Genomic DNA, 10,632 nt, shown 5'->3' on the forward strand with positions numbered 1-10,632 from the left:
GGGACGGCGTCGTGACCGCCTCCGAGCGGGTGCCGGCGGCGCTGGCCGCGCTGCCGGACCAGGTGCGCCGCGACCTGCTCGAGGACTGGCCGTCAGCCGCGCGGGACCTGTACGGGTTCCTGCTCGGCTTGTACGGGGAGGGCGACCCGCTGCCGCTCGCGGCGGCCGGCTGGATCGGGCACCACGGCTCGGTGCACACGCAAGTCAACTACGCCCGGCACTTCCGGGCGTGGGAGCGGTACGTCCGCGAGTGTGCAGTGCACCCGCTGCAGGCACTGCTGCCGCTGGCGGACGCCTTCGCCCAGCACCCGACCACCTCAAGGGCGGAGCCCGGAAGAAGAAGCCGATCCCGCCGCTGGTCTGGGACGCGATCCAGACCCTGATCGATGAGCGCACCGAGGGCTTCATCTTCGTCACCAGCACCGGCAGGCCGCTGGACGAGCCTGCGGTGTGGCGGATGATCCGGCTCCGCCGCCCGCACCGCCGGCCTGCCCCAGGCGGACCGAATCCACCCGCACATGACGAAGCACCAAGCCGTCTCCGGCGCCCTGGAGAAGCAGATCCCGCTGGCCGACGTGCAGGACGGCACGGACCACAAAGACCCGCGTACGACGCGCCGGTACGACCGGCGCCGCCACCTGCTCGACCGCTCTCCCGCCTACACCCGCACCGCCGGCCTGGCCGAGCGGATCAGCGGCGACGCCCTTCCGGGCCGTTGACCAGTGGGACACCTCATCTGAGTCTGCGTGAACGGCTTGACAGTGTCGAACCAGGCGGCGGGTGCCGCCGTCGGTTCGCACTCGATCACTGATCGGACATCCCACCTGAGCGAGGAATGGCTGTCCGCCTTGACCAGCTTCATCATGGTCGCCTCCAGCCCGAAGCTCCCGAAATTGCCATCCGCGGACCTCAGGTGCTGCATCGCGACAATCCGGTTGCGGGCGTCGATCCACGCTTTGGTGCGCCTGACCTCGCAGGCATCCAGGAAGGCACGGAACTGCCCCTCGCTGACGGGGAGCGTCTGCCGCAGGACGATGCGCCGCGCGGTGTTCCGCGGCAGTATCCCGAACTGGCCGCCGCGCTGCTCCATCTCCCGGTAGGTCGGAGCGCCGGCCCGCTCGTAGAGCTCGACCAGAGCCTCGCTGAGCATCTCCGGGGTGGAGACCAGGTCCGGGTTGGGCAAGGCGGTGCTGGGCCGCCCCGAGGTGATCCGCCGGTATTGGTAGCGGGCCTGACGCCACAAGGCGACTGCCTCATCCGTCTTGCCGCCGCACAGCTCCGTCCACGCCTGGACGAACGAGCGCTTCGGGACCATGCTGCCCGAAGCGGCGCGGCGCACGGTGACGACGTCGACGTCCAGCAGCTCCGCGAGCTCCGCGTTGGTGCAGGCCGCGCCCTCGCGGAGCTCGCGGAGGTACGTGGCGAGCTTGCCCACGGCCTGGATCCGCAGGTCGACGGGTGCTTCGTTACGACACATGGCGCGCTCCTCAGGCGGTGGCCGCGAGGGCGCGCCGCAGGAAGGCGGCGATGCGGCCAGCGGACCTGGTGGTGGCTGCCGCGCCGATCGCGGCGGCTCCACCAAGGAGGGCCAGGATCGTGTGCGTCGTGGTGCCACTGGCCGCGAGGACGGCCGCCGTCACGACGATGACGATGACGACCACGGCCTCCGGCCAGGTCAGCCACCGGGGCGCGGTCGGGCTCTGCGCGCAGGGCGCGCCGGTGCCGGTCTTCGGCATCTCCGGGTGGTGCTTTGAACGTGTAGACATGGGTGTTCCCCTCCGCGGCGGAACGGCGGTGTCCGCCGTTCCCCCGCCTGGACGTGTATTGGCTCCGAACCTCGAAGTCCCACGGGCGGTTGGCGTCGCCCTCGCGTGTGCCTCGCGGTGATTGCTGTGACTATCCTTCCAGTCCGGCTGAACCAAACGGGTGCGCGAAGGCTTTCCGGAGCGCCATAACGACATTGGTGCACTTCCGTTCTGATGACTCCTCAGGGTGATCAAGGTGTTTTGCCGGGTACCCCGTTAGGAACTGTGACCTGCGGGTTTGATGGGTTCCCGGGGCTCGCCGGACCGGTTTCGCGGACGAAAACGACATCCGTGCGCGAGATTCGGGTTGCTTTGGAGCACCCGGCCTTGCAAGCATGCAAGCAACAGGTGCTGTCCGGTTGATGTGATATAACCGGCGGCGCTCCCCTGGACCTACTGGCTCCGAACCTACGGTGATCAGGGATTTTGTGGGAATCGTGTTGGCGCACGATCCCACGCGCCTGGCCGGTATGCACCATTTGCGTACCGGCCACATGCATGTCCGGATGCCTTGAACTTGCTGCTTCAAGAGCGTCTGTTCGCCTTTTCAGCGTCGGCGGACCCGCTCTCGTCGAGATGCTCACAGGCGCTGGCGACGGCCGTTCTCCGACACCTCTCGCTGACACCGGTGGGCCGTCGGCAAGGAGTTCACCGCGGCGGCCATCGTCAGCGAACTGAGGGTGTCTGCCGACTGATCAGGTCAATCCCTGCGGTTGCTCGCTTCTTCGCAGGCTGAGCCGCCACGATTTAAAAACTCGTTCCAGGGATCATGGCTAGCCGTATCTCCAGCGCTCAGCGTGGGACTGGAGGATGATGCGGGCGTGGTTTCAATACAGTCTCTGCTGCACGCGGCACCTTCAGAGTTCACCATCGAGCGAGTCCGCGCCCTGGTGCACCAGGTCGGTCCCGAGGCGCCGACCGTCGAGTACAAGGAGAAGATGGCCGACAGCGTCGCCCGAGGAGTCGCGGCGCTGGCCAACACCTACGGCGGTCTCCTGCTGATCGGGGTCACCGACAAGACCAGGTCCGCGAAGGGCGTCAACGAGAAGACCATCGACGCGGTGGCCGACCACTGCCACGCCAAGATCGAACCTCCCTGGGTCCCTGAGATCATCCCGGTGCCGCTAGGCCAAGGCTCGGACCTGTACGTGCTGGTGCTGCGCATCGTCCCCGGCCTGCACCCGCGCCCGCTCCTGGTCGACGGCGTCGCCTATGTCCGCGACCACAGCACCACCCACGCCGCGAACTGGCACAGGCTCAAGGAGCTGTTCGCGGAGACCGTCTCGGCGCAGGAGCCGGCCTGGAATCTCCACGCCCCCGACCTTCCTCGGAGCTCCCAGGGCGGTCCCGACTCCACGGTCGACTTCGTCATCCGCACCGGCTTGAACTTCCCGGTCTCCGCGGAGGCACTATGGCGGCCTCTCTCGGAGCGGACCGTCGACGCGTTCGCCGACGGGCTCAACACGTCTCGGCTCAACAGCATGCTCCGCCGCTTGAGCATGGGCCCGACCTGGAATGGTGGTCTCAGCCCCTTCGAGCGATGGGGCTTCAACCGCTCGCGCGATGTTCGGCTTCGGTGGTCGGCAGTTCCTGAGCGCTGGCCGACGGAGACCGAGCCCCCAGTGCAGGCCATGGCACACCTTCAGGTTCCCGGGGCGTACGGACAGCACGAGCAGCGACTCAAGGTCGAGCTAGACGTCATCGCCAGAATCAGCGACATCACCGACGTACTGCAGCGGGGTGTGCGTCACATCGAGCCGACCCGCGAACGGATCAGCGTTCACCGGCTCGCCGGACTCGTGGATGCGATGGTGGATGCGATGGTCAACCCAAGCGTCGTCGCGCCCTTGGCCGAGCTGGCGGCCATCGACCCGCTGGCCGTCCCGCAGCCGCGCAACGTCCACATCGTCATGGGGCGGCCGGTCTCTGAGGTCCTCGACACCGCCGCTCTGACGCCCATCCCTAACGCCGGCGGATCGCACGGGGCTCACCTCCTCGTCGACCCGGCACTCGACCTCGCCGACAGCGCCGAGCGCTGGAAGCAGGTAACGCTCTGGATAGAGCAGGCCGCGCTCGACGCTGGCCTGCTCGGGATGGAGACCACCCTCAAGGGGCTCACTCCGCCTTCGTGAACACCGACTTGCACAGCGCGCACATGATGTGTCCGCGCTGCAGGGTGCGCGGTGACACCCGGATAACGGTCGGCGGCTCGCAGCTGCAGACGGCCCGCGCGTAGTTGCGGTCCTCCTTCTGCGGGCCGGCCCCCCGGGTCCAGCGCGTCGTCCAGGTCCAGGCCGAGCAACTGGCCTATGTCGAGCGTGCCATCGTCCTGGCCCCCGCTCCCGGTGCCGCCCCCGCCGCGCGTAACGTGCACGCTCGGGATCCTGGTGGCGTGGATCGCCTGGTCCAAGGCGGTGATCTGGCCGGCGTACAGGGCCCGAGTCTGCTCGGCCAATCGTGTCGGTGAACCCGTACTTCTTCTTCCGCCGCAGGTCCACGCCGGTCTTCTGGGCCAGGCCGAGTTCAGCGGCGGCCATGGACGGGGTTGAGTAGCAGCACCCAGATCACGGACCGTCAAAAGTTTTGACAGCAGGACCGGTTTTCTGGTCCATTACTACCGGGCCCCCTGGTCCTGCGCAGCCAACCCAGCGACCTCGACTCGCCGAGCGCGCCGAGCTTGTCCACGCTCAGGCGGGCGCGGCCGCCGTCCTGGGGCACCACGATCTCCACCTTCGCCGTCGGCCCGCCCTCCTCCAGCCGAGCCGCCATCTGCCGCCACGCCGCGTCCAGCCCCGCGTCAGGCCGTCCAGGTGCTCCTCGATCGGCTCGGTCAGGCTCAGGCCAGCCAGCACGTCCTCGCGCACCGCCTCCCACTGGGCGCCGTCCAGCAGCCGCGCCCTCGGGTCCGACCAGCGGTTCGACGGCGCCGCGAACACGTCATGCTGGGTCAGTGCGCGGTGCAACTGCTCCAGCACGCACACTACGTAGGCGTCGCGGTCCACCGCGCCTTCGGGCAGTGCGGCGTTGGAGTACACCGCCTTCTTCCATGCGGGCGGCACCAGCTCGGCGTCGATCTCCTTGGGCAGCAGCGGGCGCTGTCCGACCTTGCGCCGGACCAGCACCGGCAACCGGCGCACCGCCTTGAGTACCCGGCGCCCGCCCTGCGCGGCGCCCAGCGCATCGCTCTCCCCCAGCAGGGCCAGGAACGGGCGAACGGTGTTGTAGCGGGTGGCCAGCTGCCCGCGCAGCGCGATCTCCGCCGAGCCGTTGTCCTCGGGGACCAGCTGCTCGACCACCCGGACCGCGTTGTTCACCGCGGCACGGGAGGCGACGTCCTCCAGCGCCCGCCACAGCGCGGCCGTGTCCAGGTCCGCGCCGGTCTCCTCGGTCAGCTCCAGCTGGCGGATCAGGGCCCGGGCGGCCCTCGCCACGGTGCGCGAGGCCTTCTCCAGGTGAGGGAGCATCACCAGCGGCTCCCGGTCAGAGGCCCGCCGAGCCGGGCTGATTAGGCGGGTAGCCATCAGCAGCGCGAACAGGTCTAGCGCGTCGTCGATTGCCGCGACCTCAAGGCTGCGGACCACCGCGGTCAGCAGCGCGGTGCGCTTCGGCTCCGCCGAGCGCTCCAGCGTCCGGGCCTTCGAGGCGAGCCCGTACCGGGCCAGCGTCGAGAGTCGGTTGACCGGCACCCGGGTCAGGTTCACCCGCCCGAGCTGGAACGCCGAGATGATCGTCTGGAAGGGGCAGTCGTCAGACTTCTGCTGCCCTTCCAGGCGCCAGGCAGCGTATCGGCGGCGTGACGATCTCCGGCTGATCGACTTCCTCGGTCGGCTTCCGGGATGCCGAGGACGCCGCAGGAGGTGACGCGGGTCACATCTGCCTCGCTGTTCCGATCGGCTAAGACGGCGACCGTGTTCATCGGGGCCATCCGATGGGCCGCGCTGGACCCGCCGATGTCGGTCGCTGGACACTCCCCAAGCTGGAACTCTCAGGTCATCGCATCTGGTTCTAGCATCTAGGGTCTCGCATGGATCTAACATAGGACCCGCTGGAGCGTCCAGATTGGCCTAATGAAACCGGCTTGGCGATCGGGGCATGATCTGGCTATACCTGGAGGCATGAAGCAGTCAGAGCCGGAATCCCCGGACATGCAGCAGACGGAGACGTCCGTCAGGGTGACCCGCAAGGGCACCCGCAAGGTAGTGATCAGGCGCAGGCCTGAGGTCACAGGCCTGGACACGCGCAAGGAGATGCTCAAGCGGGCCCGCCGCGCGGCCGTCCCTGTGCGGAGCACCTTCGTGCAGGCCCCCCGGGGCCCGGCGGACCGTTCGGGTCCGCTCAAGGTCTTCGCCCACACCGGCGACAAGCGCGGGCTGCGCGCGTACCTGATGGTCATCGCCTCGTGCAGCCAGATCAACGAGGACGGGTGGACCACGACCTTGGACAGCATGGTCTGGGCGAGGCTCTTCGACACTCACCTCGGGGTCACCGCGCAGTCCGCTCGCACCGGGGCGTGGCGCACGCTCCTGCGGCTGCAGGAGCGTCAACTCCTGACTTGCACTCGCCGACGCGGCAGTAGCGAGATCAGCGTCACCCTGCTGCGCGAGGACGGCTCGGGCGACCCCTACGACCGCCCCGACGGGAAGACGCCGGAGGACCGCTTCTTCAGCATCCCCAACGCGTTCTGGACCGACGAGTTCGACAGCAAGCTCGACACCCCCGGCCTGGTCATGCTCCTCACCGTTGCCCACGGCAAGGACTGGGCCGCCTACCCGGCCAAGCGGCTGAAGGAGTGGTACGGCTGGTCTGAGGACACCACGGAGCGCGGTCTCCTACAGGTCCTCGAAGTGGGCCTGGTGAAGCGCCGGAAGACCTTCGAGAAGAAGCCGCTGCTGCCGGTCGGGTCCGTGCTCACCTACCAGTACAAGGTGGCCGGCCCCATGGTCACGTCCTCCAGGAAGAAGCCCGAGGCCACAGCGTGACGTCGACCCTTCCCCATCCGGCCTCCGACTGCGCGATCTGCCGGGAATGCTCACAGAATCGGCAGGTCCGTCAGGAGCGCCGGAAGGCCACGAGGGATAAGCGGCGTACCCATCGCGATGCCGCCCGGCTGGCGGTCAGTGACCGGGTCGGGCTTGTCCGGCACCTCGCGCACCCGGGCTCGACCGCGCGAAGATCACTGCGGCAGTGGCGCAACCGGATCGTCGTCTGGTCGGTCCAAGGGCTCGTGTTGGCCATCGCGCTGGTGATCGTGACCTACATCGCCTCCCACCTGTTCCACATCGGGTAGGAACCGGTGCCCCAGCACCTCGACCGGTGCCGAGCAACACTGCCGCCTCGAACCCGAGGGCCACCTAACCCTCCGGACCGCAGGAGCCTACGGGTTCGCAGTCGATCTCCTTCAGGATTCTCGGAACCTGTCGGATTCGCTGGGGGGCGGCCTGGACGTACTGCTCGGTGGGGAGGCCGCGGTCGGGCTGCGCTGGCCGGACCTGGCCGGCTCCCGCGGCCGGGTGAACGCGGTGGAGCTGGAGCGCTCGCTGCCCAGGCTGCACGCCCTGTCCGCGCTCAGCTGGGACCGCGGGGACGCGCTGACCATTCCCCCCGAGGCGATGCGGACCGTGCTCGGCGCTGCCCGCAGACGCGGCGGGGTGGTGGTGCTGGACCTTCCCCGCCGGATCGACGACTCGGCCGGGGAGGCCCTGGACCAGACCGATCTGGGGCTGCTGGTGATCCCGGCGGAGATGCGGGCGATGGCGGCGTCGGGGCGGGTCGCCGCGGCGGCGCGGATGCGGCTGACGGACCTGCGGGCGGTGGTGCGCGGCCCCGCTCCCAGCGGGATGGACGGCGCGGAGATCGCCCGGGGACTGCGGCTGCCGCTCGCCGGTGAGCTGGCCGCCGAGCCGGGGCTGGCCGCCGACCTGGAGCGCGGACGGCCGCCGGGCCTGCGGGCCAGGGGACCCCTGGGCCGGTTCTGCTCCGCCTTTCTGACGGAGGCTCTGGCCGGCAGCGGGTCCGCGGCATGAGCCCCGGGCGGGGTGCGGGGGAGCGGGCGGGTGCGGGTGCGTACGCGCAGGCCGCGGGGCTGCTGGACGCGGTGCGGCTGCGGCTGGCCGAGGCGGGTGCGGAACCGACCACCAGCCGGGTGGCCGAGGCGCTGCGGGCCCAGGGCCGTCCCTACGGGGACGCCGAGGTGCTGGAGCTGGTGCGGCAGTTGCGCTCGGACATGGTCGGCGCGGGACCGCTGGACCGGCTGCTGGCCGACCCCCGGGTGACGGATGTGCTGGTGAACGGCCCCGACCAGGTCTGGGTGGACCGGGGCTCGGGCCTGGAGCCGGTGCCCGGGGTCCGCTTCCAGGACCGGCAGGCAGTGCGCAGGCTGGCCCAGCGGCTGGCCACCGCGGCGGGCCGGCGGCTGGACGATGCCCGGCCCTGGGCCGACGCCAGGCTCCCCGGCGGGACCAGGTTCCATGCGGTGCTGCCGCCGGTCGCGGTCGGCTGCACCCACATCTCCCTGCGGACCAGCAGGGCCAGGGCGTTCACCCTGCCCGAGCTGGTCGCCGCGGGAACGGTGACCGAACAGGGCGCGGAGCTGCTCCGCGGTCTGGTCAGGTCCCGGCTGTCCTACCTGGTCAGCGGCAGCACCGGCAGCGGCAAGACCACGCTGCTGGCGGCGCTGCTGGGGCTGGTGGGCCCGACCGAGCGGCTGGTGGTGGTCGAGGACTCGGCGGAGTTGCGGCCCGACCATCCGCATCTGGTCCGGCTGGAGGCCCGGCTGCCCAACCAGGAGGGGGCCGGTGCGGTGGACCTGCGCGACCTGGTCCGGCAGGCGCTGCGGATGCGGCCGGACCGGCTGGTGGTCGGCGAGGTCAGGGGCGTGGAGATCCTGGAGCTGCTGGCCGCCCTGAACACCGGCCATGAGGGCGGCTCGGGGACGGTGCACGCCAACTCGGTGGCCGATGTCCCGGCCCGGCTGGAGGCGTTGGCCGCCGGGGCCGGGCTGGACCGGGCCGGGCTGCACAGCAGGCTCGGCGCGGCCCTGGACGCCGTGGTCCACCTGGTCCGCGGCCCGGACGGACGACGCAGGGTGGCCGAGATCGGGCTGTTCGCCCGGGGCCCGGACGGCCTGGTCGGCACCGAGACGGCGGCACTGTTCACCCCGGACGGCCGGATGCGCGAGGGCCCGGCCTGGGCCCGGCTGGCCCGGGTGTGCGCCGGTGAGCGGGGCCCGGTGACAGCAGATGACAGCAGGTGACAGCAGTGCGAGCAATGGAAGGACGGCACCGTGATCGGCATCTGGACGGGAACGGCGGGGGAGTGGGCCGGCACGGCCGCGGGGGTGCTGGGGGTGCCGACGCAGGTGCTGCGGGCCACCGCGGCCGGGGCGCTGCTCTGCCTGCTGGGGTGGGGCGCCTGGCGGCTGGCCGAGCGGGATGTCACCCGGCGGCGCCAGGTCCGGCTGTTCCCCCGCTCGCACCGACCGGTCGTCCACAGGCTGGGGACGAAGCTGCGCGCGGGGGGCCGCCGCCCGCCGCCGGAGCTGCTGCTGCTCCCGCTCGGCGTGCTGGCGGCCTGGCCCACGCACTCACCGCTGGTGGCCGCCGTGGCGGCGGGTGCCGTCCTCCCTGCGATACGGCTGCGCCGCAGACGGGGCGGCGCCCGGCTGGCGGAGCGGCGCCGCCGGGCGGTGGTGGGGCTGTGTGCCGCGCTGGCGGGGGAGTTGCGCACCGGGGCGACACCGCATCAGGCGGTGGAGACGGCGGTGTCGGACGGCACCGTCCCGGACGCCCAGGCGCTCGACTGCACCGTGCTGCTGGCCGCTGTGCGCTACGGCGGGGGCGTCCCGGAGGCCTTCCAGACGCTGGCCGAAGTCCCCGGTGCCGAGGGGGCGGCGGGGATCGCCGCCTGCTGGCAGGTGTCCTCGTCCAGCGGTGCGGGGCTGGCCGACGGGCTGGACCGGGTCGCCGAGGGACTGCGTGCCGAACGGTCGCTGGGCGAGAGCATCCAGGCCGAACTGGCCGGACCCCGCTCCACGGCCGGGCTGCTGGCGGCGCTGCCGCTGTTCGGCCTGTTGCTGGGCATCGCCCTGGGCGCCGACCCGCTGCGGATGCTGCTGCACACCCCCAGCGGGCTGCTGTGCCTCTTCGGCGGGGCGCTGCTGGAGTGGGCCGGGCTGGCCTGGACGGCTCGGATCGCCAGGGGCGCGGAGGCCGTGCCGGCGTAGCCGGTCCGAGGAATGCCGGGCAAGGGAACGCTAGGAGGGCATGGGCCGTGGACACGACGTGGATGATCGCCGCGCTGCTGAGCGGCGCTACGGCGGGGCTGGTGGGGGCGGTGCGGAATCGGGCCGTCCGACGCTGCCGGGGGCGGGCCAGGACGGCGGGGGTGCCACTGGAGGGGGCCGGACGGTCGCGGGTGGGGCTGGGGCGGAGGCCCACGCCGGTGCGGCTGAAGGCGGCTACCGCACTGGTGCTGGGCGCGGGCCTGGCCCTCTCGGCCGGCGGGCTGACCGGGCTGCTGCTCGGGGTGGTGGCCGGGGCGGCGGGCTACCGCTACCTGCCAGAGCCGTCCTCGCCGGAGCAGCGCCGAAGACGGCGCGACCGGGCCGCGCTGTGCGCACAGGTGCCGCTCACCGCTGACCTGCTGGCCGGCTGCCTGGCCTCCTGGTGCGCACCGGCCGAGGCGGCGGAGGCGGTGGCCGAGGCCGTCGGTGAGCCCATGGCCGGGCGGCTGGCCACCGTCGCCGCCGAGATCCGCACCGGCGCGGACGCCGAGGAGAGCTGGGGCCGCTTCGGCGCGGACCCCGCCCTGGCCCCACTGGCCCGCTGCC

Annotated in this window: 8 protein-coding genes and 4 pseudogenes; 9 read left to right on the forward strand and 3 right to left on the reverse strand. The window is 71.4% G+C overall.

Annotated elements, in window-relative coordinates; translation table 11 throughout:
- The first annotated feature begins 11 nt into the window (after positions 1–11).
- Together TR46_RS29940 and TR46_RS29945 are read left to right on the forward strand one after the other, a co-directional pair.
- Positions 12–383, forward strand: a complete 372-nt coding sequence (locus tag TR46_RS29940; protein ID WP_042407551.1) for a hypothetical protein — start codon at positions 12–14, stop codon at positions 381–383.
- Between the two features lie 102 nt (positions 384–485).
- Positions 486–719, forward strand: a pseudogene (locus TR46_RS29945) (tyrosine-type recombinase/integrase); the annotation flags it as partial.
- Here TR46_RS29945 and TR46_RS29950 read toward each other — a convergent pair.
- Positions 659–1,477, reverse strand: a complete 819-nt coding sequence (locus TR46_RS29950; protein WP_042407561.1) for a helix-turn-helix domain-containing protein — start codon at positions 1,475–1,477, stop codon at positions 659–661. The pseudogene TR46_RS29945 and the gene TR46_RS29950 overlap by 61 nt on opposite strands.
- Before the next feature lie 10 nt (positions 1,478–1,487).
- A complete protein-coding gene (locus TR46_RS29955; protein ID WP_152626754.1) occupies positions 1,488–1,766 on the reverse strand; it encodes a hypothetical protein in 279 nt (92 codons plus the stop codon).
- Between the two features lie 836 nt (positions 1,767–2,602).
- On the opposite strand from TR46_RS29955, the gene TR46_RS40155 reads away from it, so the two are divergent.
- Positions 2,603–3,937: an AlbA family DNA-binding domain-containing protein gene (locus TR46_RS40155; protein WP_152626755.1), complete on the forward strand. Its 1,335-nt coding sequence runs from the start codon at positions 2,603–2,605 to the stop codon at positions 3,935–3,937.
- A 499-nt stretch (positions 3,938–4,436) separates the two neighbouring features.
- Here TR46_RS40155 and TR46_RS29965 read toward each other — a convergent pair.
- Positions 4,437–5,530 (reverse strand): annotated as a pseudogene (locus TR46_RS29965) (Tn3 family transposase); the annotation flags it as partial.
- A gap of 390 nt (positions 5,531–5,920) precedes the next feature.
- On the opposite strand from TR46_RS29965, the gene TR46_RS29970 reads away from it, so the two are divergent.
- The 6 genes and pseudogenes from TR46_RS29970 to TR46_RS30000 form a co-directional block, all read left to right on the forward strand.
- Entirely contained in the window at positions 5,921–6,784 is an 864-nt protein-coding gene (locus tag TR46_RS29970) for a class I SAM-dependent methyltransferase (protein WP_236655578.1), read from the forward strand.
- Complete coding sequence (locus TR46_RS29980) at positions 6,781–7,092, forward strand: hypothetical protein (protein ID WP_042407567.1); 312 nt, start codon at positions 6,781–6,783, stop codon at positions 7,090–7,092. Before TR46_RS29970 ends, TR46_RS29980 begins: the two co-directional genes overlap by 4 nt.
- 133 nt (positions 7,093–7,225) lie before the next feature.
- Positions 7,226–7,828: pseudogene (gene ssd / locus TR46_RS29985) on the forward strand (septum site-determining protein Ssd); the annotation flags it as partial.
- Positions 7,825–9,057, forward strand: a complete 1,233-nt coding sequence (locus tag TR46_RS29990) for a TadA family conjugal transfer-associated ATPase (protein ID WP_042407570.1) — start codon at positions 7,825–7,827, stop codon at positions 9,055–9,057. The pseudogene ssd and the gene TR46_RS29990, both read left to right, overlap by 4 nt.
- Before the next feature lie 30 nt (positions 9,058–9,087).
- Positions 9,088–10,026 carry a type II secretion system F family protein gene (locus TR46_RS29995; RefSeq protein WP_236655579.1) on the forward strand — a complete coding sequence of 313 codons (939 nt, stop codon included), beginning with the start codon at positions 9,088–9,090 and terminating at the stop codon, positions 10,024–10,026.
- A 47-nt stretch (positions 10,027–10,073) separates the two neighbouring features.
- A pseudogene (locus tag TR46_RS30000) lies at positions 10,074–10,632 on the forward strand (hypothetical protein); the annotation flags it as partial.

The sequence above is a fragment of the Streptacidiphilus carbonis genome, assembly GCF_000787775.1.
Classification (GTDB): Bacteria; Actinomycetota; Actinomycetes; order Streptomycetales; family Streptomycetaceae; genus Streptacidiphilus; species Streptacidiphilus carbonis.